Below are 23,761 nucleotides of genomic sequence, written 5' to 3'. Positions count from 1 at the left end.
ATGCCCTGATGTTGGGCCTGGCCACAAGGCCAGAACGGCTTGGACCGCCGTACGTCCCGTGGAGCGGGAAACCAATTTCGCCGCGTCCCGTCAGGTGGGTCCTGGGCCTGTCCGGGACGCTTGCGCGCGACGTGTCGTCAGCAGAGCCAAGGAGGCCGCGACCGCCGTGCGAGGCACGAAGAGCGCCTCGCGACTCGACCCACGAGCGAGCACGTTCCGTAACCACTGAGGTGCCGCTCTCGCCGCCGACGCCCCAACCCGACAGGGATTACAGGGTAAATCGCTGACCTGCACAAACGCCGACAGGGATAAGCGCAGGGCAAAGACAGGGATTACAGGGTTGAACGTTCAACCCTGTAATCCCTGTCTTTGCCCTGTGGCCCCGGACGGGAACAAAACGCCTGGTCAGCGATTTGCCCTGTAATCCCTGTCGCCTCGCGGGAGTCTGCGCCGGTTCGCGACCCCGACCACCAGAGCCGGTCACTCTGCGCGACGGACGCGGGAAGCGTTCATCTCTGCTGGCCCCGGCGCGCGGAGGCGGACAAAGTGTCCGGCCCGGCACGCCCGTCGCCACGGAAGCTGAGCCCTGGCGGTGCGGATCCAGGCAGGTCTCTCACCTCGGTATTCGAGTCGCCGCTACCGTTGAACACGACCTACCGTTGGGGAGGCACCGCGCATGCGTGGTCTTGGGGATCACCTCAGTGTCGGCGAGCGGATCGCGTTCTACCGCGAGCGCCGGGGGTACACACAGCCCGTGCTCGCCGGGCTCGTCGGCCACAGCACCGACTGGCTGTCGAAGATCGAGCGCGGCGTGCGGAAGCCACCGAGGATCGACAAGCTCGCCGAGCTCGCCCACGTACTGCGAGTCCCCCTGGGCGACTTGATGGGGCAGCCCGTCCTCATGGAGGACGACGAGAAGCACATGGACGACGTGCCAGCCGTGCGTGACGCCCTGATGAGCCCCCGTCGGCTGTCCAAGCTGCTGTTCGGACCCACGGCAGAGCGGCAGTTGCCGCGGCCGGACCAGGCCAAGGTCTTCGTCGAGCGCAGCTGGGACGACTACCAGGCCGGCGTCCTGGGCGATGTCATCGCCGCTCTGCCTGGGCTGCTACGTACCGCCCAGGAGCTCGAAGACCTCCCACACGGCGATCTACGGCGCCGCGGGCTCGCGGTCTCGGCCCGCACACACCACCTGGCGGCAACGACGCTGGCCAAGGTCGGCGAGTCCGACCTGTCCTGGCTCGCCGCCGAACGCGCCATGCGTGCCGCCGACGAGTCCGAGGATCCGTTGTCGCTCGTCTCTGCCGCCCGATCCGGTACGCACGCGCTGTTGGCCAACGGCCGCTACGAGGACGCCCTCGAACTGGGCGACACCGCGGCGGCCTGGCTCACACGGCAGGTCAGCGACGACGATCCCTCCGCGCTGAGCCTGCTGGGCATGATTCACCTCCGGGCAGCGGTCGCCGCTGCCCGCCACCAGGATCGGAGCACCGCCACCTCCCTGCTGGGGAAGGCGCAGGGGCTGGGCGACCGGCTCGGCTCTGATGAGAACTACTGGCAGACGTGCTTCGGTCCCACGAACGTCGAACTCCACCGCCTGCCGATCGAACTCGATCTGGACAACATCCCCTACGTCGTCGAGAACGGCGACATCGACGTCGACCACATGCCGGCGGAACGCGCGGTGTCCCATCGCATCGACTACGCCCGCGGCCTGTGCCTCAGCGGTCGCGTCGACGACTCCCTCGACGAACTGCGCAAGGCCGAGCGGACGTCGCCTCAGCTCGTACGGAACAATCCCCGGGTACGCGAGACCCTTCGCGAGCTGAGGAAACAGTCCCCGGTCACAGGCGGCAGCCGCTCCTCCGAGCTGCTGGCCATGGCCAAGCGATGCAGGGCGGTGCAGTGAGTTCGATACAGGGCAAGGTGCTGGGCGTCGTCGGATCGAGCGCCGGCGGAGTCGAGGAGCTGCGTACGGCGCTTGTGATCCCCGCGCTCGAACGCGGCTGGACTGTCGCGGTCACGCTCACGCCGACCGCGGGTGAGTGGCTCCGCACAAGTGGCGAGGCCGCCAGGATTGAGGAGTTGACGGGCCTGCCCGTCCGTGCCGAACCACGACTGCCGGGCGACTCCCGTCCGCATCCGCCCGTTGATTGCTACGTCGTCGCGCCCGCGAGCGCCAACACAGTCGCGAAGCTTGCCCTGGGGATCTCGGACAATCAGGCACTGACCCAGGTCAACGAGGCGATCGGGACGCTCGACCTCCCGGTTGTCGTCTGGCCCCGCGTGAACGCGGCACACGCCCGGCACCCTGCGTGGGAGGGGCACATCAAGGCTCTGCGCGACGCAGGTGTGCGGCTGGTCTACGGCTCGGAGGTGTGGCCGCTCGCCGAGCCGCGCGCCGGGATGCCGGGTCGGCAGTACCCATGGGACGCCGCACTGAGCGAGGCCGAGCAAGCCATCTCCTGACGCTCAGTCAACAGTGCTTTGCCAGCAGGAAATTGGACCCGGACAGTCTGTCCGGGTCCTTCGTCTTGACTGGGGCCAACCTGAGGACATCACCGACAACCGGAGGCAACGGGATGTCCGATCAGGGGATGAACGCGGTGCTCACGCAGCCCGAAGGACATGGGCGAACCGCCAGGACGTCAGCCGGTCGCGTCCCGCTCTGTGGACCGCCGGAAGAGATCGTTTCCCGCCCTGTGAGCAGTTGGGAGGCCCAGAGGGTTCCGGCATTGCGCCTGCCTCCACGATCAGGGGATCGAGGACTGACACGCCAGATCAACAGGGGTGAACGCGATGTCTGAACAGGAGTGGACAGCGGTGCTTGCTCGTCTCGACGACATGGAGGGCAGGGTCGCGAAGTTGGACGCACGAATGACCGCCCTTGAGCGAGCGGAGGAGCCGGAAGCCGTACGCGTCACGACTCCTGGGCGGGCCGAGGTTGCGCCGAAGTCGAACGACCCTTCTCCAGGGCCGCGATGCGATCGACGAGTTGCTCGACCGTCGCACCGAGTTCGTCGAGGCGCCGCATGACCGCCGCCACGTCTGCGGCGGACGGTTCGGGAGCCGCCGGCAGTTCGCGTACGAAGACGCCCTTGCCCTGCTGGCCGATGAGCAGGCCCTCGGCCTTCAGAAGGTCGAGGGCCCGCTTGACCACCGTGTTGGACACCTCGTACTGGCTCATCAGCTGACTCGTCGACGGGATCTCGGATCCGACGGCGAGTGAACCTTCTCGCATCTGCTTCCGCAGATCCTCCGCCAGCTGCGCGTATGCCGGTTGGCCCGACCTCTTGACCGCCATACCCACCTCTCGTGCGTGCCCTATGCGCTCCTAGTGCACCACACCGTGGCCCGGGAAATCAGGCCCGGCCACTTGACGCTCTTTGAGCTCAAGGAGCACTATGTGGGAACCAGGGGGAAACCCCGGGCGATCTCCGCTCATCGGAGGTCGGACCGGAGTCATCCCTGACAGCGCAGAGGGCCCCAGTGAGAACTGGGACCACGAGGTGGTGCAACACCCCGCAAGTCCCCTCACTGGGGCCCGACATCAACCCCCTGATCACGCAGGAGGATCGATGCACAACCAGGTTAGTGAACCCGCTCCCGCCCCCGTCGTGAAGCTGCAGCGGGCCAGCCGCGACCGCCGGCCCGGCGCCAAGCTCGCCGTCACGATCGCCGAGGCCGCCGACCAGCTCGGTGTCAGCTACCAGACGCTGTGGAGGGCCATCCGCGACGGCGAGTTCCCCGGCATCAAGATCCGGGGGCGCATCCTCGTCCCGATCAAGGCCATCGAGCGCCTGATGGACGCGGTCTCCGACTCCGGTCAGCTCGTGGACGTCGCCGACTGGACCGCCGCCTGGCGCGCGGAGACGCCGGCCGCTGCGGAGGTGGGCTGAGATGGCCACGCCGCGACGCACCACGGGCACGATCTCCGGAACCAAGCAGCTGACGACCGTCACCTACGACTGGCGTGCGCGCCAGGCCGAGCGCGGCCGGCTCACGCGGCTCAGCCCGGTCATCGATTCGAAGGCCGCCTGTGTCGGCGAGAACCCCGACCTCTTCCACCCCAAGAACAACGACGAAGCCGAGGTAGCCAAGCAGATCTGCCGAGGCTGCCCGGTCGTCCGCGAGTGCCTCGTGCAGGCCCTGCGCATCGGAGACGAGTACGCCGTGCTCGGCGCGACCACCCCGCGCGAGCGCGCCGCGCTTCGGCGCCACCTCGCCCAGAAGCGACTGGGGGCAGCGGCATGAAGACGCACGCCCACGACGCGGTGACCCCCACCGCTTTCCGCAGCGGCCACGGGCCGATCGAGACCTGGTCCGCCCTGGCGTGGGAGAGCTATGAGCACCTCCTCGAAGCGGCTCACGGCCGCGAGGTCGTGGTGCGTGACCGTGAGGAGCCGAGCGCGTGACCTCAGGCATTGATCTGTCGACTCTCCGGCCCGCACCGCGGCCGCAGTCCTTGAACGGTCACATGTTCTTCGCGACTCAGGTGGAGGCCGACCAGGTCCTCGCCGACGCGAAGCGCCAGGCCGCGGAGGTACTGCAAGCAGCCACAGAGCGAGGCGAGCGTCAGCAGGCCGAGGCCGATCGGATCCACTCGGATGCCGAGGCCGCCGCGGCCCGGCTGATCGAGGACGCACGTAAGACCGCGACTGCGGAGGCTGCGAAAGTCCTCGGTCCCGCTCGGGCCGAGGCCGGCCGACGGCGGGAGGAGCGGACGCGGGCCAAGGCGAAGGAGTCCCGCCAGCGGTGGTCGCGAGGGCTGACATGGGTTGCTCTTGTGGCCGCGGTCGTGCTGACTGCCTCCGGCGAGTACAACCTCGCACGGCTGGTGGGCTTCGGTCCCGTGGTCGCCGCGATGCTCCCCGCCGCCATCGACATCTACGCCGTCGCCGCCGTACGGCAAGAGAAGGATCAGGCTCCGGCGATTGGCCTGATGTTCCTGGCGAACGCCGTCTATCACCTCGCCGAGCGGAAGATCATCGGCCTGGACGGCGGGGTGCCCGCCTGGTGGCTGGTCATCATCGTCTCCGGCATCGGCCCGTACGTGGTGTGGCGAGTGCACGCGCTCATGCACCACGACGAGAACGGCGAGGGCCAAGACGGCGACGCGGTCGCTACGGCGTCGTTCGCTCCCGCCGAGGCGAACACCTCCACTGCCCCGTTCGAGAACAGTGCCACCGAGGCGTTCGCGAACACCGCTCCCCGGACGACCGCGAACAACTCGACGAACACCTTTCGCCCCTCGCACGCGAACACCGGGAAGCTCCCCGCACCGAACACCGCCCGGAGCTCGAAGGCCACGGCCGCCAAGCAGTCGAAGGCGAACACCAAGCAGCGCGAGAAGGACCGGCAGGACCGGGAAGCCGCCCGCGCCGACATCAAGAGTGCGCTCACAGCCGGACAGCCTCTCGGCGCCCGCGCCGTGGCCCGCAAGTACGACCGCTCGCCTTCGTGGGGCCTCGACCAGATCCGAGCCGTCACCACCGACCACCAGGGCCACACGCCCGACACCGACGGAGGTGCCCAGTGACAACCGCACCCTGGTCCAAGCCGTCCACGAGGAAGAAGCCGCTCGTCGAGCGCCGCGCCGAGCGCCAGGCCCGCAGGGCCGAGCACTGGGGCGACCGGATCGCCGAGGCCCGCAAGCAGGGGCCGCGCACCCAGGCGGCAACCGCCTGGGATCGGCTCCGGGCCACGGTCAACCGGCTGCCCGAGGGACTACAGCGGGAGGCCTGGGAGATGGCCACCGCCCAACTGGATCGGATCCGACAGGAGTTCGCCGACAGCGACAGCGAGTGACGTGTCGCATGTCGCGTGTCGCGCCCGCCGCGACATCGAAAGGGAGCACGTGTCGGCACGCACGAACGCGCGCGCGAGGAAACCACCAACAGACCGTAATCGCAAGGGGGTTCAACGAATGTCCGTCATCGACGCTGGGATCTCGACCGCGACCGGCGGGGCCTGCGTAGGAACAGCCGGTGTGCTGTACCTCGCCGACCGGCTTCCCGGACTCAGCCGCATCGCCGCCAAGGTCCAAGGGCCGCGCGCCCAGGTCCTCCTGGTCCTTACGGCTGCCATCGGGCTCGTGGCCACTCCGGCCGGCGCCTGGTGGAACGAGCGCGTCACCGCTGCCAACACCTGGGCCGCGTCCTGGGTGGGCGAGTGGACCGGCATCGCACTCACGTTCATCCCGGCCTTGGTCCTGCTGCTGATGCTCATCAGCGACTTCCGGCAGGACAACGTCACCGGCCGAACGCTCCTGCTCGCGGCAACGGTGCCGCCGCTGACCGTCACCATCCCCGGCAATGCGGGCGCCTTCATCGCCGACGCACTCGGCTTCATCGCCTCACTCATCGGCGGAGTCATCGCCTGGCTCTTCAACATCGGCTGACAGAAAGGAGGAAGACCATGCTCGGGCTCATCATCATCGTTGCCCTCGCCTGGGGCATCGGCAGCGCCGTGCACAACGCCATCGAGGGCGTACGGAAGGACTACCGCAAGCGCGTCAAGAAGGCGAAGAAGGCGAAGCACCGCAAGGCCGAGGCCAGGAAGCGGGCCGGAAAGAAGACCAAGCCCACCGGCAAGTCCTCGGACTGGGGCATCAAGGCCGGCGCCTTCGCCGGAACCACCCTCGTCGGCGGTTGGATCCTGACCCGCGACTTCGGCCGCGGCTTCACGAAGGGCTGGCCAAAGGGCAAGGCCCGCGCGGAGGAGTGGAACGAGGGCCGTAAGGCGAAGAAGGCCGGCGCGCCCCCTGCCAAGCCCGAACCGCCTACGGCTCCGCCTTCTCCGTCGGAGCCAGCACCCGCCGAGCCCACGGCCGCCACTCCGGACGCCCCCACCTCGGCGACGGCTCCGAAGCCGGACACCCCTCACCTCAGGGGCGTCCCCGCCCCCGACACCGGCTCCACCGCCACCGAAGCAACCACCACCGCAATAGGAGGAACCCCCATGGCCATCACCAAGATCGGCGAAGTCCTCAACGTCAGCTCCCTCAAGCGGGCCCTCGCGCAGATCGCCGCCGAGTCCACCACCAACGAGGAGGAGGCCACCGAGATCGAGAGCCGGGCCGCCCAGATGCTCGGCGCCATCGAGACCGTCCTCGAGCAAGCCACCGCTCTCGAATTCGACGACCAGACCCTTGCCGAGATCGCCGCTCTCCGCGACGCCATCACGGCCCAACTCACCGGCGCCCGCAACTACCTCGCGTCAGCCGCCGACGGCGCGTCCGTCGCCCTCGACGCGGCGAACAACGTCCACAAGCGCCACGGCGGCATCGCCGAGGCCGTCGCCGCCGCGCCCGCCGCGATGGCCAAGCGCGAGGCCTACACCCCCGAGTAGCCAGGCCGCTCATGGATCGGCGGGCACGAGGGCCGCTATCCCCCCGTGCCCGCCCGCACCACCCGCAACTCCCCCTGAATCACCGGCTCGTGAACTTGAGGAGAGACGACGCGCATGGCTCACACCACTGTGCCGGTCACTACCGAGGTCGAGAAGACCGACGCGCCCGCCGCCGGCACCGCGAAGGAGAACCGCCGGAAGCAGGAGTGGCCCGAGCGTGCCGTCCGTAAGACGGCGCGGTTCCTCTACGACAAGCGCCGCCCGTTCGCCCCGCTGTACGCGGTCTCCGCCATGGCAGCCTCCGGTGGTCTCCTGTCCGTGCCCGCCGACGGTTGGAAGACCGCGGCGGCCATGGGCGTCGGGATGGCCACCACCACGGGCATCTGGGCGAAGTGGGACGGCCGCCCGCTGCCGAAGTACAAGCGCAAGCTGCCTACCCGCCGGGACATGGTGTGGGCCGCGGCCGCCAGCACAACCGGTTCGGGCCTCGTGACCGCCATGGCCGCAACCGGCGGCCCGCAGTTCGGCGATTCCTCCTACCCGGGTCTGCTCACTGCGTGGACGGTCGTGTTCGGTCGCTACTGGTGGAAGCGCAACCGCACCGCCCCCGCCGACGTCCCCGCGCTCACCGACCAGATGCTGCTGTGGAACCAGTACGTCTCTGCCAAGGGCCCGGACAGCATCCTGCCCGGCGCCGAGCTGGTCGACGTCGTCACCACCGACTACGGCTGGACCGGCACCATCGTGCTGCCCCGCGGCAAGGGCAACACCTGGCAGAAGGCCGCCTCGGCGGCCGGCGACATCGCGGGCGTCTACGACCTCGGCGTCCAGGACGTCATGGTCGAGCCGGTCATCGGCGGCTCGGCGCGCAAAGCGACCATCGCCGTGTTCACCAAGCACCCGCTGCGCGACACCGTGTCGTTCCCCGGCCCGCAGGTCCTCGACGACAAGACGGGATGGGCCTCCGTCGGTACCTTCTACGACGGCGCCCCCACCCACTACGCCTTCTGGGGGCCGGACAGCGGCCCGAAGCACTCGGTCGTCTACGGCACCACCGACGGCGGCAAGTCCCGCTTCGTCGACATGCTGCTGTCCATCGAGCGGCACCACCCCGACATCGTCTCCTGGGTCTGCGACCCGCAGAGCGGGCAGTCCCTGCCGCGCTGGCAGCACAACGCGGTCGACTGGTTCGCGCACAGTGCCCAGGAGGGCCTGGAGATGCTCCACGCCGCCCGCGGCGTGATGTACGAGCGCTCCGCCCGCTACTCCCGCATGAAGTGGACCGACGACAAGAGCCGCGAGCTCATCGGCCGGGACAACTTCATCGTCGGCGACCCCGACCCCCTGCTGTCCATCACCGTCGAGGAAGCCCACCGCGTCCTCGCCCTTCCCGGAGCCGTACCGCTCGTGCTCGAGCTCGTGGCGATGGCCCGCAAGTGCGGAATCAAGTTCAGGTTCGTCTTCCAGGGCCCGAAGGCCAGCTACTACGGCAGCGAGGACAAGTCCACGGATATCCGCGAGCTGCTGCACTCCGGCAACGTCGTCATCTTCCGTACCGCGTCGACCACTTCGGACACGATCGCGTTGAACGGCTGGGACGTACGCCCCTCCCAGCTCCCGAAGTACTGGCCCGACGGTTCGAAGACCGCCGGCCTCGGCTACCTCAACGGCCCGGACGACCGGCAGGCCCAGTTCCGCGGCTACTTCGTCGAGGACGTCGTGCACTGGGCTACCACGGGCGAGACCACGGTCATCGAGGCAACGTCGGTCAAAGCCGCGGGCAAGGTGTACGCCACGCGCGCCGAGCGGGCCGAGGCCCGGCTGCACGGCGAAGAACTCCCGCTCCCCGAGACGGAGAACACCACCGCCACCGGCGAGGCGAGGCCCAAGGCGGTCGAGGCCGTCGAGAAGGTCATGACCGAGTCCATGACCGCCACAGCGCAGACGGGCGAGGACATCCTCACCTACCTCGAAGAGCGCGGAGAGCCCGCGCCCCGGGCGCTCATCAGCCGCGACCTCAACGTTCCCGTCGGCGTCATCGGCAACGCTCTGACCCGGCTCAAGAGGAAGGGCCGCGTGGTCGCCCTCGGCAGCGGCGTGTGGGCCCACCCGGATCACACCGAGTACGACACCAGCTCGATCGGCGAAGCCGCGTAACAGCCACCAGCCATCGCGAAGGCGCGGGCCCCGGGCCCAAATCCCTGGCAGGACGCGCCGGGACCCGCAACTTCCCATCACAGGAAGCGAGTCAAGGATGATGCGTCCCACCCACCCGACACAACAGGCCGACGCCGGGCACATCCCGGCGAGCCAGTACCTCACCTCGAACGCTGCAGGCCCCGCCCGAACCTCGCCCACTCCCTGCTCCTGCACCGGCCACCACCGCCCGCAGAGCGACCCCTGGCGCTGGCTCGGCCCCTCCGTGGTCATCGCCGCCAGCGGCGCTGGCTTCTACGGCCTCGCCGCCCTCCTGGACGCCGCCACGCACACCGCCGTCGCGCTCTCCAGCCTCGGCGTCGGCGGCGTGGGCGGCATCACCATCGGTCTGGGTCGCAGGTGATCGCCATGTTCCTCACCTACACGAACCCGTTGGGAGACCCCCGAATGGCCAAGACGCCACGCGTGATCGGCGTACTCAGCGAACCCGCCGAGCCCAGCTGGTGGAAGCGCCACCGACACGTGGTCCTGCTCATCGCCGGCCTGTTCCTCGGCTACCAGCTCAGCACCTCAGCGAGCGACGCCCACGTGGAGCCCGACCCCAAGCCCTCGCACACGGCGCCGAGCACGCCCGGGACGGAGTCGGTCAGGCCGATACCCACACCGACCAAGTCGGCCAGGGACTGACGGCCCGCTGTGCCGTCCAGGGCGTCCAGCGACGCCGGGACGGTGCGGCGGACCGGACAGACCGGCCCAGCACCACAGCAGAACGCGAGACGAGACCGCCAGCCTCCTACAGCAACGGCCTCGCCCCGCAGAACCCCTCAACCACCCAGCGGTGCGAAGGAGTACGTCCATCATGCACGCGACCACCGAAACCTGGAGCCCGACGACGCTCGCCCTCGTCGACGACGAGCACGACCAGCGCAACGCGTCCGACGGCCACTCCCGGTACGGCGCCTACCTCAACCAGCGCCTCTCCTCGTTCCACGAGTACGACCGGCCCGACCAGCCGCTGCCCACCGACGAGTTCGCGGCGGCGGCCTGGAAGGTCGCAACCTCGCCGGTCATGTCCCCGGGATACGTCGAGATCCGGGACGACCTGCGCGGCATCATCCCGACGTTCGCCGAGGACGGTGACGGCAGCCTCCTCCTCGACATCCACGTCCCGCTCTACTGCCATGACCTGCGGGCGGCCCGCGACATCCCCCTCGGCTGGCAGGACTGGGACACCGAGCGTCACTACCTCTCCTCGTACGCGACCCGGTACGAGCCGAGCGCGAAGCGACCCGCCCTGCTGACCACCACCGTCGTACGGCTGGTGGTGGACACCAGCTGGGGTCTGCTCCCGCAGGAGCACACCCGCGGCCACGGCCTGATCGACGACGCCAAGCGCACCGTCACCGCCATGACCCGCGGCATCAACCAGCACGCGGGCCCGATCGTCTCCGCCCTGCGAGGTGAGCGGTGATGCCCGGCTCACGTCTGCCGGGGCACGCCACCCGGGCCCGCTACAGCGTCCACGGCTGCCGCTGTGACGAGTGCCGCACCGCGCACCGCGAGTACGAGCAGATCCGCACCCGGCAGAAGGCGTACGGGACTTGGAAGCCGCACGTCGACGCGGAGCCGGCCCGCCTGCACGTCCGGGAGCTCATGGCTCGGGGCATGGGGTGGCGCCGTATCGCCAAGGTCTCCGGCGTCGCGAACGGCACGATCAACAAGCTGCTGTACGGCGTCCCGGGCCAGGGTCGCCCGCCCGCGCAGCGAATCCGCCGAGAGACTGCCGAGCGCCTCCTGGCCATCGACTACTCCGCCGAACTCCTTGCCGACGGCGCCTTTGTGGACGCCACCGGCACCTGGCGCCGCATCCGCGCCCTGGTCTCCGTCGGCTGGCCCAAGGTGCACATCGCTCGGGCCCTCGGGAGCCACGGGCAGGGTCTGCAGCTCCACGAGCACCTGGTGCTCGCCTCCACCGCCCGCCGCGTCGCCGAGCTGTACGACACCTGGTGGGACGCCGACCCGACGCAGCACGGGGTGCAGACGGCGCAGGTGGGGCGCGCCCGCCGGTACGCATCGTCCCGAGGCTGGGCTCCGCCGATGGCCTGGGACGACGACACGCTCGACAACCCCGAGGCCCAGCCGCACCAGGACGCTCGTCGCGCGATCTCCTCGGCCGAACGGCGGGAAGAGATCGAGCACTTGGCCTCATTCGGCACCTCGACCGCCGAGATCGCCAAGCGCGTCGGCTTAAGCACGGACTACGTGCGCGGCCTGCTCGGAGGCTGGGCCAACCCCACACGCGACAAGGCCGCGTAGTGGCCGGCGGGCTACCGGTCTTCGCCTGGAACCAGGCCGACCGATGCATCTACGCGACCCGCCGCCAGCTCGCCGCCGAGCGGCTGAGCCCCGGCGGGCCCGTGGTGGCCCGGTTGGTCTGGCGCAAGGGCAGGCGCGAGGCCCACCTCTACCTGCGCCGCCAGGCCAAGCCGAAGCGCCTCATGACCTGGCCCCAGATCGAGGCGCTCGCCAAAGCCCTGGCCGCCCGCCGCTTCTGCCCCGACTGCCGCCGCGACGTCGGCTACTGCCTGCCCCGCCGCTACGGCCACTGCTTCGACTGCCACACCGCTTCCGCCTCCGAAAGGAGCTGAACACCGTGAAGAAGACCCTCGGACAGCCTGTCGAGACCGGCGAGTTGAACGGCTACACCGTCGCCCTCACCGCCGAGGACTACCGCCGGACCACCTCGTTCTGGTGGCACGCCTGGTCCCCCTCCGGCTCGTACGTCGGCCAGACCAACGACGAGGACCTCCTGGCACTCCTCATCGCGCGCCACCGCCTCGACAACGCCTGACCTCCCACTCGCCCCTCCCGGCGCGTGAGCCCACGCCGCGCCGGGAGGCCGGTCACCGCACAAATGTGTGCGCGCCCTGCCACCTCTCCTACGACGCGGGCCTGCACGCCGCGACCGCCGCCCGTACTCGAGCAGCGCGCCTGATCGCTCCCGGACAGACCGAGCTCTTCCCCACCTCAGGAGGTTCCCAGTGAAGCTCCGCCTCATGGCCACCGAGGAAGAGGCCGCCGAGCTCGTCGAGCGCCTCCGCCAGGTCGTCACCGTCGTCGAAGCCTCAGAGCCGTACCCGAACCGGCGCGGCGAGAGCACCCTTGTCCGCGTCTACGTCGAGGTCCGGCTGTGACCGGCAAGGACCACCGCACCCAGGACTGGGCGGAGTTGGAGGCCGCCGCTCTGGCGGCGGCCTCCCGCGGCTGGCGCGTCTTCCCTCTGCAGGTCGTCGGCCTCGCTCCGGCTGTACGGGACTGGTACGACCGTGCCACCACCGACCCCGAGCGGATCCGCCGGTGCTGGGGCGCGGGCGCCTTCGGGGTCGGCATCGTGCCCTGTCTCTCCGGACTGGTCGTCCTCAACCTCGTACCGGCGACGCGAGGACTGCCCGCCCCGCCCGAGTGGCAGCTGCCCGGGGTCGTCGACGGCGCGGACGTCCTGGCCGTCCTCGCCGAACGGCACGGAGCCGCGTACCCGGCAGAGACGTACACCGTGCGCACTCCCTTCGGCGGGACGCACCTGTACTTCAAGCACCCGCACGGCCCATGCCCGCCTTCCTCGCCCGGTCCCAACAGCCCGCTCGGCTGGCACATCTCCCTGAACACCGCCGGCTCGTACATCCCGGCCGCAGGCAGCCCCACGTGTTGGGGCGCCTTCACGGTCGTCCACGACGCCGAGCCCACCGAACTGCCCGCATGGATCGCCGACTCGTGGTCCAGCGACAGCACCACAGCACTGAGAGGAGCGGCGTGAGCACGCCCCACCACGCCCACGGCGACAACGTCATCCCGATGACGGAGGCGCCGAACAGCATCGAGGCCGAGCAGATCGTCATCGGTGCTGTCATGGCTGACCCTGCGGTCCTGGCCGAGGTCGAGGAAGAGCTCGGCCATGACCCTGCGGTCTTCTACCGGCCCGCCCACGAGACGATCTGGCGCGCGATCCTGGTTCTCGTAGCGGCTGGAATCCCGCCGGCCCCAATCGTTCTCGGCGACCATTTGGCCAGGGCCGGCGACCTGCAGCGCGTCGGTGGGGCGTCCTACCTCCACACCCTCTACGGGGCCGCACCAACAACCAGCTCCGGGCAGTACTACGCGACCATCGTGCGAGAACACGCGAAGCGACGGCAGATCGCCGAACTCGGCACCCGGCTGATCCAAGCAGCGCGAGAAACCGGCGAAGACCACGACGAGTTGATCGCCACAGCGCGCCAGGCGCTCGATCTCACGGACATCGAGGAACGCTGGCCCGCCCCGACCCCGCTTGGCCAGCAAGGCCCGCTTCCCACCTTTCCCGTGGACGCCCTGCCCACTTGGATTGCCGAACAGGTCGCCGCAGTAGCCGAGTTCACCCAGACTCCACCTGACATGGCAGCGACCATGGCTCTCGCCGCACTGTCCACGGCCGCCGGCGGCCGCGTCCATGTCCAGATCCGTGACGGCTGGGTCGAGCAGACGAACCTGTACCTGGTCGTCGCGATGCCCCCGGCCTCCCGCAAGTCGGACGTCTTCGCCGCCATGACCCGCCCGATCTACGACATTGAGTCGGCCCTACAGGAGGGTGCTCGCACCTCCATCATCGAGGCCACGGTCGAGAAAGAAGCGGCGGAGGCCCGCGCCGAAGCCATCATGCTCAAGGCACGCAAGGCCGACGACTCAGCCGCGGCCACCTCCCTCGTCGCGGAGGCTGCCGGGCTCCGGATGGAGGCAGACGCGATCACCGTGCCCCCCGTCCCGCGACTGACCGCTGACGACGACCTCACCACCGAGACCCTGACCAAGCTGCTGGCCGCCCACGGCCGCCTTGGCGTCCTGTCTCCGGAGGGCGATCTCTTCGACGTCATCGCCGGCCGCTACAGCTCCCGCCCCAACCTCGGCGTCTTCCTCAAGGGCCACAAAGGAGAACGCCTGAGGGCCGAACGCATCACCCGTGACACTGACTTCGCGGAGAAGCCCGCTCTCACCATCGGCATCACGCTCCAGCCCACCGTCCTGACCGACCTCGCCCAAACCCCTGGCGCCCGCGGTCGAGGGCTCATGGCCCGCTTCTTCTTCGCGCTCCCAGCCTCAACCGTCGGCTACCGCAAAGTGGTTGTTCCCCCTGTGCCGGAGAGGACGGCCAGGACCTACGAATCCCGCCTCACGATGCTGATCAACACGCTCAGGGACCTTCCCGAAGCGGCGACTATCAAGTGCTCCAGCCCTGCCGACCAAGCCATCATTAAGCTGCAGCAAGACATCGAGCCCAAGCTCCGCCCAGACGGCGCCCTGGGCCACATCGACGACTGGGCGGGCAAGTACGTCGGTGCCGTGGCCCGCATCGCTGGCCTCCTCCACCTCGGCGACCGCGCCGCCTGTGGCTGGGGCGAGGCAATCGAGGCATCCACGATCGAGCGCGCCACCGTGATCGGCGAGTACTACACCGCCCACGCGCTCGCGGCCTTCGACCGCATGGAAGCGGACGAGAACACCGAGAAGGCCGAGTTGGTGCTCGACTGGATCCGCCGCACGAAGACGACAAGCTTCAAAGCCCACGAACTCGTCACGGCTCGGCGCCGCGCCTTCCCCACCGTAAGCTCCGCCGCTCCAGCGCTGAGGCTCCTCGAGGAGCACGGATACGTTCGCCGCCTTCTCGAGGCGCGAGCTGGAGTGCGGGGACGACAACCGGCTGCGGTATTCCGCGTGCATCCTTCTGCTACGGAGACAGACGGCGTTTCAGTTCGATGACTGAAGGAGCTAGGCATTGGCACGGCCCCACCCTCTCTTCACGAACTGCAGGCGGGACGGTCGCTGAGGGCTGCCGGGCTGGCTGCTCGGCTTCTAGGGTGCGATGAGGGCCAGGGTCAGTCACGAGGGTCCGCACCGGTCGTATCGACCGTGCCGATCACAGGCACTAGATTCCAAATGTAGGTTCGATACGTGACTTTACGAGAAGCGATCGAGTACGTGCGGATACCTGCGTACGTGCCCCGTCCTGGAACAGGGCGCCGACCTCGTCGTCATCAAGGAACTCCTCGGGCACGCCCACATCGGCGTCACCGCCGGCGTCTACGCCCACGTCCGACTCCGACTCCAGCGTCAGGCCATCGACACCCTGGGGCAGGTCCTCGGCGACCAAGACGACGGCCCCGACTCCTCACCCACCGCAATCGTCGTCCGCTGACGTTGCCGTCAGCGTTGCCGTCAAGCACCACAGAAGCCCCACCAGAAACAAACTCTGGGTGGGGCTTCTGCATTCAAGGTCATTGCCTCAAGTGACCGACCGTCTGCTGGCGCGGATCGTTACTCCTCCGGACCAACGATTCTTACCGAATCCGGAAGTTCACTAAGCAAGCCTGAATCACCTGCCACGACCCTGGTTCCCCTAAGTCGAAGGTCACGCAGGGAACCCATACTGAGAAGCGGAGCCACCGATCGCACCTCCCCCCCGTACGTAACTCTGAGCTCTTCCAGATTATTTAGAGCTGACACAGCGCTGAAGTCCAGCGGCTCAGGCTGAATTGACTCCCCTCCGCCAATCAGCCAGCACCGGCGCAGATCTTGGAGGCCTCGAAGAGGGGCGAGGCTTTCAACGCGCGCCTCAAGAATCTCCAGGTCGTCGAGTTTCGTGCAGTTCTCCAACCCGCGAAGATCCACAATCTGCCCCACGCCCTCCAGCTTGAATGACGAGATCCAGGGCGCACTCCTCAGGAATCCCAAATCACTCCTACCGGATGACCAAAGCGTCAATCTCGTCAGGGCGGGAAACCCTGCAAGGTCAATTGCGCCCGCCCGATCATCTAGCGCCAACGCCGCCAGAGATACGTTCCGGACTGCAGGGATCGCCACTTGCCCCCTCGTGAGGAGCACCAGTTCGCGGAGTCCAGCGATTTGGAAAGCCTGCGAGTCATCGGCGACATGGCCTTCAATCTCCAGATACTTGAGCTCCGGCAAGCCGGACAAGAAATCAAGGCTGCCCAGCCGCACACTTCCGCTCGCACGGAGGAACAATCCGTTGAATTCTCCGGACTGATACTGCTGGCCGAGTTCACGCTCATCGATCGACTCGTCGGCTCGCCAATTCAGGACACTATAGTCCGCCCGCATTAAGGAACCTCATTTCGGCGATTCAAAAGCGTACCGCCACCCACGCCGCCATATTGATCCATTACCGACTGCTCTTGCTCCCTGATCGCTTTCCAGGAATGGCCAGACATATCGTTCACCGATATGTTGGAAATGTCGCTCGTCGTGTAACCCGCCGACTTCACGGCCGCCTTGTCTGAATTGAAAGCAGCATGCACGCGACTGTGTATGTTGGTTGAGCTGGACCCAACATACACCTTGCCATCCTTCATCGTGATGGTGTAAACCCCGGGCACGGTCGGAGCATCCTTGAATCCGAACGTGCTACACGACGAGTTATGCACCAGCACCGGCGTATTCCCCGCCAGCACATAGTACGTGTGAAGGTCTTCAACTGTGAGATTGTACGTGCGCGCGTGCTTGGTGAACGGGCGGTTGTTTGTCACGGTGACGGTGGTGCCATCGTCCGTGAGGAGTGTCGCGTTCGGCTGGAGTTGACCGGCTTCGACCCACCGCTTCTCGGAGGGGGACCAGAAGGGATGCTCATGCGTGGCGATGAGCTTCCGGGGTCCGTCGTCGGTCGCGATCGTCAGTTCATTGAAGTACTTGTCGTCTTCGGTGCGAATCAGGCGTGAGACCTTGCGGCTGCCTGACTTCCCCGTCGCAGGGTCCGTCGCAAGGACTTCGTCTCCGACCTCGATGTCTTCAATGTCCTTCGTGGAACCATCAGCCATGAGGACGTCAGTACCGGCGAGGAAACACTTGCAGTCACCGAGGAGCCTTCTCAGCGCCGCTGTGTCGCCGGGCGCAGCCCGACCACTCTCGGATCCGAGTCTGCCGTACAGGCCTCTCAGTTTGCTGCCGAATGCAGCTAGGGTTGCGCCCGCGCCGAGGGATCCTCCCGCGGCGAAATGTATCTCGTTCTCTACGGTCTCGGCAGCGAGGCGGAGGCAGGCCGTCGCTGCCAGAGCGCAGCCGCCGATAACTGCGATGGCGACTCCGACCCATGGCTTCTCCGGGTCGAGTAGGCCAACTTCGTTCGCCGCCTTACAGAATGCGCCGTTGTCTTCCGCGGAACTTCCTTGGCAGAGACCGACTGCCCAGATGTGGATGGCCTCTTGGTAGGTGTTAAAAGGTGTCAGGATTCCCCGAGCAGCCATCTCCTTCGGAGTGAGAATCTTGACACCCCCGATGGTGGGCTGTCCCTGCGCGGGCGGAGCTCCCGGTGGGGCCGAGCCGCCACCGCCCTTGACGGGAGTGCTGGTGTCTACGTTCCCGTCGTCGTCGTAGCAGGCGTAGTGCGTGCAGCCGGGGCCATTGCCGGGCGTCCAAACCGTGTCGGGGTTGCCGACGCCGCAGCCGTCGCAGAACAGACCGCTGGGGTCGGAGGAGGTGACCGGGGTGTTGTTCGCGTACGAGTACCCCTGCATCTGCTGGGGGTTCGTCAGATCCATTACCGGGTCGACGCTGATGAAACGGCCGGTCGCTGGATCGTAGTCGCGGGCACCGATGTGGGTGAAGCCCGTGATGGTGTCGATGTCGCCGCCGACGAAGCCCTTCTGGCCGGGCCAGAAGGTGGGAGCGGTGCCGCGGGGGGCGCCGTAGGGGAGTTGCTTGCGGCGGTTGGCTGCGAGGGTGGTGGCGCTGACGGACAGTTGGTTGGTGCCGTGGTGGTCGGCGACCAGGAGGCGGACCCTGCCGTCGCTGCTGGTGCGGATGGCGGAGCCACCGGGCACGGTGTAGTAGCGGGTGCCGGCCAGGGTGCCGGTGGACTTGGTGAGGACGAGTTCCTGGCCGCCGGGCAGATACAGGGTGGTCGCGGTTGGTTCCCGCTTGAGGATGCGCGTGCCCTCGGCGTCATAGAGGAACTTGGTGGTTGCACCGGAGATGGTGGAGGTGGCGAGTTTGCCTTCCTGGTTCCAGGTGAGGTCCTGGACGGCTCCGGTGGCGGGGGTCTTCTTCGTGAGGTTGCCGGTGACGTCGTACTGGTAGTTGTCTGCCCCGGTGACGCCGCCGGTGGCAGTGACGCTGCGGACGGCGTGCGGCTGGGCGGCGCCGGTGGTGGTGGGGTAGGTGTAGGTGCGGGTGGTGTCGGCGGTGATGGAGCCGGCTTTGTGCTGGGTTTCGGAGGCGCGGTCGCCGGTATTGGTGAAGGTCCAGCTAGTCCAGTACGGGTCTACGGTGCCAAGGGCCGGGGTGCCGGCTCCGTTGACCGGTTTGGTCGTGCAGGCATCCGCGGTGGTCCAGGCCTCGGACAGGCGGCGGGCCCAGTCGTAGGCGAAGCACTGGTCGTCGGCGATGGTGCCGTCGTTCTGGTCGTCGCGGATCCGGGTGACATTGCCGACCGTGTCGTAGGTGTACTTGATGTTCGACAAGGTCTGGGGGTTGGAGGTCTCGCGGTCGACGACCGAGGAGGCGAGGCGGCGAGTGACAGTGTCATAGCCGAGAGTCTGGATGACGCGGGTGCCGAGGTTGCCGAGGGATGCCTGGGCGAGTTCGCCGAACGGGGTGTAGCTGGCGCCGCGCAGGTAGACCTGGGACAGGGTGCCGTCGACGATGCCGAGCTGGTCCTGGGCGCCGTAGTGGTTGGTGACGGTTTCGGCCGGCAGGGCGGCGGTGGCGTTGGTGTTGCCGGTGCTGTAGGCGGCGGTGGCGGGCAGTCCGCTGACCGGGGTGACGGTGGCGGCGATTGTGTAGGTGCCGGCGAACTTCTCCTCACCGCTCACCGACGGCACCGTCACCGTCGTGCCGGTGGCCTGGCCTGCGGAGTCGTAGCCCGTCACAGCGGTCTTGTATGCGGCCGCCGGGGTGACGGATGTGTCGTAGCGGGTGGAGGAGGCGAGCAGGCCCTTGCCGCCGGTGGCGGTGTCATACGTCCACTCGGCCAGCTTGCTGCCGGTGACCGAGCCAGTGCGCAGACTGGTCCTGCGGCCGAGTTCGTCGTAGGTAGTGGCCAGAGTGCCGCGGGGATCCGTAGTGGTTTCGATGCGACCGTCGGCGCCGTAGGCCATGCTGCTGGCGCCCTTGTCGGGGTCGGTGGTGGCGGTCCGCCGGCCACGCAGATCGTGGGTGTAAGTCCACGAGTTGCGGCTGGACGCGTCGGTGACCTTCTCGAGATTGCCGGCCCGGTCGTAGGCGTAGGTGGTCTTCTCGTACTGGCTGGCGGCTGCGCCGATGAGCGGGTTGCGGTCCTTGTACTGGCGTCCCTCAATAGCGCGGCCGCGGATGTCGTTGATGGCGAGGGTCGCGGTGCCGCCGGCCGGCGGGACGGTGGAGGTCCAGGTGTCGCCGTAGGCGAAGGTGGTGCGCCACTTCTCCACGTTCAGCGACAGGGTGACCGTGGCCGTGGGACGGCCTCGGCCGTCGAACTCGGTGAGGACCGAGTTGGGAATCTGGTTCGGGGTGACCGTGAGCAGCGCGGTGGAGACGGCCTGGTCGTTGTAGAAGGGGGCATCAGCCTGGAAGGCGCGGCCATGGGTGTCGTAGAAGGTGCTGGTGACGGTCCGGCCGGTGGTGCCGATCGCGTCCATCTGGGTCTGGCGCTCACGCAGCAGCGAGTCGTAGATCGCGACACTGGTGCCCCAGGTGCCGTTCTCGTACAGGTTCTTCGTCGTCACGGTGGACGGTGCGGTGGCGGAGATGTTGTACGCAAAGGTGGCGTTGGGGTTGGCGGTGGTGGCGCGGCCTGCGCTCCAGACCTTTGTGAGGCGGCCGAGCGCGTCGTATTCTCCGGTGGCGGCGCGCTGGTTGGGGTCAGTGACCTTCAAGGTGAGCCCGCGAAGCCCGTCCAGGGCGGTGGTGGTGCCGTATCCCTTGGGGTTGGTGACCGTGACAGTAGTGGGCTGGGCGCCGGTGGCGGGGGTGTAGGCGGTGGTGGCGGGCCGACCATCCTGACCCGCAGCGGAGACTATTCGCCCGTACTGGTCGTAAGCGGTCTGGGTGGTGGTCTCCCACACCAACTGGTCGTTGATGTCCAGCTTGGATGCCTGCTCGGTCTTCGTCACATTGGCCTGCCCCGGGTTGGGGGCGACGCCGGATGCCTGACCGTCGTAGGAGGTGCGGGTGGATCCGGTGACGGCGGGATTGAGGTAGCCGAGCGCGCAGGGTGCCTGGGCGACGGTGGTGACCTGGGAGGGGTAGGAGATCAGCCAGTTGGTGGTGTCGGGGGTGACGTAGTGCGTGCGGGTGCACTTCGGCTTCACGCCGCGGGCAGTATCGCCGTCGTCGCCCTCGGCGGTCACCAGACCGTAGACCGGGTCGTAGACGCGGGTGGTGGTCAGGGTGCGCCAGGTCGTGCCGTCGTCCAGCAGGGTGCTGGCGGCCTCGGTGACCGTGCCCGCATGCCGCGCGACGGCGTCGGGCAGCACCGGGCCGGGGGTGCCGGGTTTGTCGGGGTCGGTGATGCCGGTGATGTTCTGGGTGGCGGTCGGGTCGGATTCCCACGGGGTGTAGGTGGTCTTGGCGACCACCTTGCCGCCAGTCCCGTCCTTGTCGTAGGTACGGGTCTGCGCGGGTCGGCCGGCGAAGTCGTCGCGGTCGGTGATGCCGTTGATCTTGGCGGCGGGCCTGGGGCTGCCGTCGGTGAGGGTGTCACCGGCCATGCCGAGGAAGTAGCTGGTCTCGGCCTTGGTGCGGTTGGTGGCGCCGGTCAGGGTGCGGACCGTGCCGTAGCCGCGAAAGACACTCCAGCTGCGATGCTTGTCAACGGCGAACTCGGAAGTCTCGCGGCGCCAGTTCGGTCCGTTGTCGTATTCGTAGGTGGTGGTCTTCGACGGCGAGCCGGTGCCGGCGGTGGTGTCGTCCTCGATGACCTGGGTGACCAGGTACTTGTGGAACCAGTCCTTGACCGGGTCGACCGCGCCGTCCGGGGTCCACCAGGACGGGTAGCAGCGTTTGGTGTTCTGGTCCGGGGAGGACGGCAGGCTGGTGGAGGTGCACTCGGTGGGGCTGTAGGTGACGAGGGTCTGGCCGCCGGTCTCGCTGGTGAACTGGGTGATGCGGTACTTGTTCAGCGGCGGCCGTCCCTCGGCCGAGTCCACACGGTTCGGCATCGGCGTCCCGCCGAAGGTGGTCTTCGGCAACGTCAGGTCCGCGAGGGCGCCGGCCTTGCCCGTGTGCTGGATCGACTCCAGCCACAACGCCGGCTTTGAGACGTCACCTGTGGCCGGGAAGGACTGGGCCAGCGTCCAAGTATCGACCGGCTGCATTGTACTGCCCTGCAGGGCAAAGGTGTTGATGTCGGTCAGCCGCTTCCGGGACCAGAAAGACGGCGACGGCTTCAAACACTGCTTATCCGCGGAGCAGTCCAAGTCGACCGGGACGTCCGGCCAGTTCATGGCGTGGTCCGCATCGAAAGTGCCGCAGTTCGCGAGGCACCGCTCCGCCACACCGAACGTCACCCGGCCCGCCGGATTGACTGTCGCAGGAACGGCACCGGCGCGCAGGCCATAGTCGATGCGACTCAAGTACCCACCACGGATATATGAGACCGGGTCATCGACCTTCAGGTTCTGCGCGTAGTAACCGGTCTCCTTGGAGTAGTACAAGGCCATGGCGTTGTGGTGCGGGTCAACGACGTAGTCGAGGTTCCAGCGCCAGCCCTGCGTTGCCGCAGACGAGGCGAAGTCCGATCCGTGGCCGGGCTCGCCGCTGTGGTTGCCGTAGACCGGAGTAGTGAAGACGGAGTTCGTCTCCTCCTTGCCGCTGGTCCACCCGGGCAGGCGGTTCTTGCCGAACCAGTACTGGGTACCGTCCAGCGAGGTAACTTTCCAGTACTCGTAGTCCTCGTCACCGTTGACATCGTTCGGGGAGCTGCCGAGGATCCGCTCCACGCGCGAGCCGTCGTCGTCGGCGAGCTTCCATACGCTCTTGCCCGCATCCCAAACCAGGGCGGTGGACGTGCCGTTCAGGGAAAGCGTTGCGTTCTGCGACTTCCAGCACAGATCGCCGACCTTCTCCGTGTTGTTACCACCCTGCTTGTCGTTCTCACAACCGGCATAGCTACGCTCGATGAACCCCTGCGAGTAGTCCCAGCCCTCACCGATCCACGACGTCTGGTTGTTCGTCGACGACGTGCGGCCGTCCACCGCAGAAGAGCTGTACGACAGCGCCACCTTCGGCTGCAGACCACCCGGGACGGACGGCACGCCCAGCGGCGTACTCCAGCCGAACGCACCGGAGTTCCCGCCCGCCGACCACGACCCGGACGGGGACAGCGAGGTCGCCTTGAACGACCCCTCCCCGCCATCCGCTGCCGCCACGGCTGCCAGCACCACCGTGCTGCTACTCGTGTCAGCCATGCTTGACTGCTTGGCCTTGCCCTTGGTCGGGAAGGCAACGGTCGCAGTCAGTGTGCGAGCTTTCGTGTTGTTGTTGGTCGCCAGTGGCACAGCCTTTAGGCAAGCGGCTTTGCCGGGGGTGGTCAGCGCGCAGGCAGGCATCTGGACCAGGCGCAGCCGCGAGGACCAGCCTGCGCCGAATGCCGACTCGATGCTCGTGTAGTCGACCTGAACCTCAGTCGCACCTGCGGCGGCCGCCCCTGCCGGCTGGATCGACAGCAACAGGCCCTGGACCCCGGCCCGTTGCGCGGTCTTGCGGTCAGCAAGCGTCACCCGCACCCGGTCAGAGCTGGCGGTTCCAGCGGTGCGGTTACCGGCATTGGCCCGGGCAGCAACGGAGGTTGGCCGGCCGATACGGACTGGCAGTGACCCCGCTTGGACCCGTTGATGGCCGATGGCCTTCGCTGCGCTGTCCGGGGCGCCAGGCACCGCAACCTCCGCCTGCCCCGCAGCTGGCCAAGCGATCTTCCCCCGCGGATGCCATTGACTACGCTGCGACGGCGCAAGCTTCACAGAGCGGCTGACGACCAGGTCCTTGCCCGGCACCGAGGCAGTCTTCTGCACCGGCCGCAGCGAGAACCCATCGTCGGGCTTCGCCGACGCGGGCACAGACAGCAGCGACAGGCTCAGAGCCGCGGAGAGCAGGCCGACTGAGGTGGTGCGTGCACTGCGCAACCGCAACAGCGGATGAGCGGAAAACGGCATGCCAAAGCCACGGCGGAACGCCATGAAAACCCCACCCCTAGACCTGCATCCTATGAAGAACCCGTAAAGCAAAGCCGACTTGATGG

The 23,761-nt window shown here is 67.9% G+C and carries 22 protein-coding genes and 1 pseudogene; 20 read left to right on the top strand and 3 right to left on the bottom strand.

Annotated elements, in window-relative coordinates; genetic code table 11:
• The first annotated feature begins 676 nt into the window (after positions 1-676).
• Both ACFYWY_RS27585 and ACFYWY_RS27580 read left to right on the top strand, forming a co-directional pair.
• The gene (locus ACFYWY_RS27585; RefSeq protein ID WP_389190722.1) at positions 677-1,909 is read left to right on the top strand and encodes a helix-turn-helix domain-containing protein; all 1,233 of its coding nucleotides are present in this window, start codon (positions 677-679) and stop codon (positions 1,907-1,909) included.
• Positions 1,906-2,469, top strand: coding sequence for a flavoprotein (locus ACFYWY_RS27580; RefSeq protein ID WP_389190721.1), 564 nt, complete (start codon positions 1,906-1,908; stop codon positions 2,467-2,469). The genes ACFYWY_RS27585 and ACFYWY_RS27580 overlap by 4 nt, the downstream gene beginning before the upstream one ends.
• Before the next feature lie 451 nt (positions 2,470-2,920).
• Here ACFYWY_RS27580 and ACFYWY_RS27575 read toward each other — a convergent pair whose 3' ends face one another.
• Positions 2,921-3,304, bottom strand: coding sequence for a GntR family transcriptional regulator (locus ACFYWY_RS27575; RefSeq protein WP_389190720.1), 384 nt, complete (start codon positions 3,302-3,304; stop codon positions 2,921-2,923).
• 274 nt (positions 3,305-3,578) lie between these two features.
• Here ACFYWY_RS27575 and ACFYWY_RS27570 point away from each other — a divergent pair, with 274 nt between their 5' ends.
• From ACFYWY_RS27570 to ACFYWY_RS27485, 18 genes and pseudogenes are all read left to right on the top strand, one after another.
• Complete coding sequence (locus tag ACFYWY_RS27570; RefSeq protein WP_389190719.1) at positions 3,579-3,899, top strand: helix-turn-helix domain-containing protein; 321 nt, start codon at positions 3,579-3,581, stop codon at positions 3,897-3,899.
• 1 nt (position 3,900) lies between these two features.
• Positions 3,901-4,254: a WhiB family transcriptional regulator gene (locus ACFYWY_RS27565; RefSeq protein WP_389190718.1), complete on the top strand. Its 354-nt coding sequence runs from the start codon at positions 3,901-3,903 to the stop codon at positions 4,252-4,254.
• Positions 4,251-4,415 (top strand): hypothetical protein, encoded by a 165-nt coding sequence (locus tag ACFYWY_RS27560; RefSeq protein WP_389190717.1) that lies wholly within the window; start codon positions 4,251-4,253, stop codon positions 4,413-4,415. The genes ACFYWY_RS27565 and ACFYWY_RS27560 overlap by 4 nt, the downstream gene beginning before the upstream one ends.
• Entirely contained in the window at positions 4,412-5,539 is a 1,128-nt protein-coding gene (locus ACFYWY_RS27555; RefSeq protein WP_389190716.1) for a hypothetical protein, read from the top strand. Before ACFYWY_RS27560 ends, ACFYWY_RS27555 begins: the two co-directional genes overlap by 4 nt.
• On the top strand, positions 5,536-5,808 hold the full coding sequence (locus ACFYWY_RS27550) for a hypothetical protein (RefSeq protein ID WP_389190715.1): 273 nt from the start codon (positions 5,536-5,538) through the stop codon (positions 5,806-5,808). The genes ACFYWY_RS27555 and ACFYWY_RS27550 overlap by 4 nt, the downstream gene beginning before the upstream one ends.
• 118 nt (positions 5,809-5,926) lie before the next feature.
• Positions 5,927-6,400, top strand: coding sequence for a hypothetical protein (locus ACFYWY_RS27545; RefSeq protein WP_389190714.1), 474 nt, complete (start codon positions 5,927-5,929; stop codon positions 6,398-6,400).
• Between the two features lie 17 nt (positions 6,401-6,417).
• Positions 6,418-7,350, top strand: coding sequence for a hypothetical protein (locus ACFYWY_RS27540; RefSeq protein WP_389190713.1), 933 nt, complete (start codon positions 6,418-6,420; stop codon positions 7,348-7,350).
• 114 nt (positions 7,351-7,464) lie between these two features.
• Positions 7,465-9,507 (top strand): hypothetical protein, encoded by a 2,043-nt coding sequence (locus ACFYWY_RS27535; protein WP_389190712.1) that lies wholly within the window; start codon positions 7,465-7,467, stop codon positions 9,505-9,507.
• 97 nt (positions 9,508-9,604) lie between these two features.
• On the top strand, positions 9,605-9,910 hold the full coding sequence (locus ACFYWY_RS27530; RefSeq protein ID WP_389190711.1) for a hypothetical protein: 306 nt from the start codon (positions 9,605-9,607) through the stop codon (positions 9,908-9,910).
• Between the two features lie 44 nt (positions 9,911-9,954).
• Positions 9,955-10,194 carry a hypothetical protein gene (locus tag ACFYWY_RS27525; protein WP_389190710.1) on the top strand — a complete coding sequence of 80 codons (240 nt, stop codon included), beginning with the start codon at positions 9,955-9,957 and terminating at the stop codon, positions 10,192-10,194.
• A gap of 172 nt (positions 10,195-10,366) precedes the next feature.
• Positions 10,367-10,978 (top strand): hypothetical protein, encoded by a 612-nt coding sequence (locus tag ACFYWY_RS27520; protein ID WP_389190709.1) that lies wholly within the window; start codon positions 10,367-10,369, stop codon positions 10,976-10,978.
• Entirely contained in the window at positions 10,978-11,823 is an 846-nt protein-coding gene (locus tag ACFYWY_RS27515) for a hypothetical protein (protein WP_389190708.1), read from the top strand. Before ACFYWY_RS27520 ends, ACFYWY_RS27515 begins: the two co-directional genes overlap by 1 nt.
• Entirely contained in the window at positions 11,823-12,155 is a 333-nt protein-coding gene (locus tag ACFYWY_RS27510; protein ID WP_389190707.1) for an RRQRL motif-containing zinc-binding protein, read from the top strand. The genes ACFYWY_RS27515 and ACFYWY_RS27510 overlap by 1 nt, the downstream gene beginning before the upstream one ends.
• A gap of 5 nt (positions 12,156-12,160) precedes the next feature.
• On the top strand, positions 12,161-12,358 hold the full coding sequence (locus ACFYWY_RS27505; protein WP_360973820.1) for a hypothetical protein: 198 nt from the start codon (positions 12,161-12,163) through the stop codon (positions 12,356-12,358).
• Positions 12,359-12,548: 190 nt separating this feature from the next.
• Positions 12,549-12,701 carry a hypothetical protein gene (locus ACFYWY_RS27500; RefSeq protein ID WP_389190706.1) on the top strand — a complete coding sequence of 51 codons (153 nt, stop codon included), beginning with the start codon at positions 12,549-12,551 and terminating at the stop codon, positions 12,699-12,701.
• Positions 12,698-13,321, top strand: coding sequence for a bifunctional DNA primase/polymerase (locus ACFYWY_RS27495; protein ID WP_389190705.1), 624 nt, complete (start codon positions 12,698-12,700; stop codon positions 13,319-13,321). Before ACFYWY_RS27500 ends, ACFYWY_RS27495 begins: the two co-directional genes overlap by 4 nt.
• Positions 13,318-15,294, top strand: coding sequence for a DUF3987 domain-containing protein (locus ACFYWY_RS27490; RefSeq protein WP_389190704.1), 1,977 nt, complete (start codon positions 13,318-13,320; stop codon positions 15,292-15,294). Before ACFYWY_RS27495 ends, ACFYWY_RS27490 begins: the two co-directional genes overlap by 4 nt.
• Positions 15,295-15,538: 244 nt before the next feature.
• Positions 15,539-15,730, top strand: a pseudogene (locus ACFYWY_RS27485) (site-specific integrase); the annotation flags it as partial.
• Between the two features lie 119 nt (positions 15,731-15,849).
• Here the strand turns inward: ACFYWY_RS27485 and ACFYWY_RS27480 are convergent.
• Together ACFYWY_RS27480 and ACFYWY_RS27475 are read right to left on the bottom strand one after the other, a co-directional pair.
• Positions 15,850-16,653, bottom strand: a complete 804-nt coding sequence (locus ACFYWY_RS27480) for a hypothetical protein (RefSeq protein WP_389190703.1) — start codon at positions 16,651-16,653, stop codon at positions 15,850-15,852.
• Complete coding sequence (locus tag ACFYWY_RS27475) at positions 16,653-23,243, bottom strand: polymorphic toxin-type HINT domain-containing protein (protein WP_389190702.1); 6,591 nt, start codon at positions 23,241-23,243, stop codon at positions 16,653-16,655. The genes ACFYWY_RS27480 and ACFYWY_RS27475 overlap by 1 nt, the downstream gene beginning before the upstream one ends.
• Between the last annotated feature and the right edge of the window lie 518 nt (positions 23,244-23,761).

It is taken from the genome of Streptomyces sp. NPDC002870, from assembly GCF_042888505.1.
In the GTDB taxonomy this organism is placed as follows: Bacteria; Actinomycetota; Actinomycetes; order Streptomycetales; family Streptomycetaceae; genus Streptomyces.
Note: the sequence above shows the minus strand (reverse complement) of the source record. Positions and strands in the feature narration are given on the sequence as shown.

Bases quoted from the DNA above. Each gene is read 5' to 3' on its own strand.
- ACFYWY_RS27585 (WP_389190722.1), top strand. From the start codon at position 677: ATGCGTGGTCTTGGGGATCACCTCAGTGTCGGCGAGCGGATCGCGTTC.
- ACFYWY_RS27570 (WP_389190719.1), top strand. From the start codon at position 3,579: ATGCACAACCAGGTTAGTGAACCCGCTCCCGCCCCCGTCGTGAAGCTG.
- ACFYWY_RS27520 (WP_389190709.1), top strand. From the start codon at position 10,367: ATGCACGCGACCACCGAAACCTGGAGCCCGACGACGCTCGCCCTCGTC.
- ACFYWY_RS27540 (WP_389190713.1), top strand. From the start codon at position 6,418: ATGCTCGGGCTCATCATCATCGTTGCCCTCGCCTGGGGCATCGGCAGC.
- ACFYWY_RS27560 (WP_389190717.1), top strand. From the start codon at position 4,251: ATGAAGACGCACGCCCACGACGCGGTGACCCCCACCGCTTTCCGCAGC.
- ACFYWY_RS27515 (WP_389190708.1), top strand. From the start codon at position 10,978: ATGCCCGGCTCACGTCTGCCGGGGCACGCCACCCGGGCCCGCTACAGC.
- ACFYWY_RS27575 (WP_389190720.1), bottom strand. From the start codon at position 3,304: ATGGCGGTCAAGAGGTCGGGCCAACCGGCATACGCGCAGCTGGCGGAG.
- ACFYWY_RS27545 (WP_389190714.1), top strand. From the start codon at position 5,927: ATGTCCGTCATCGACGCTGGGATCTCGACCGCGACCGGCGGGGCCTGC.
- ACFYWY_RS27535 (WP_389190712.1), top strand. From the start codon at position 7,465: ATGGCTCACACCACTGTGCCGGTCACTACCGAGGTCGAGAAGACCGAC.
- ACFYWY_RS27480 (WP_389190703.1), bottom strand. From the start codon at position 16,653: ATGCGGGCGGACTATAGTGTCCTGAATTGGCGAGCCGACGAGTCGATC.
- ACFYWY_RS27530 (WP_389190711.1), top strand. From the start codon at position 9,605: ATGATGCGTCCCACCCACCCGACACAACAGGCCGACGCCGGGCACATC.
- ACFYWY_RS27565 (WP_389190718.1), top strand. From the start codon at position 3,901: ATGGCCACGCCGCGACGCACCACGGGCACGATCTCCGGAACCAAGCAG.
- ACFYWY_RS27525 (WP_389190710.1), top strand. From the start codon at position 9,955: ATGGCCAAGACGCCACGCGTGATCGGCGTACTCAGCGAACCCGCCGAG.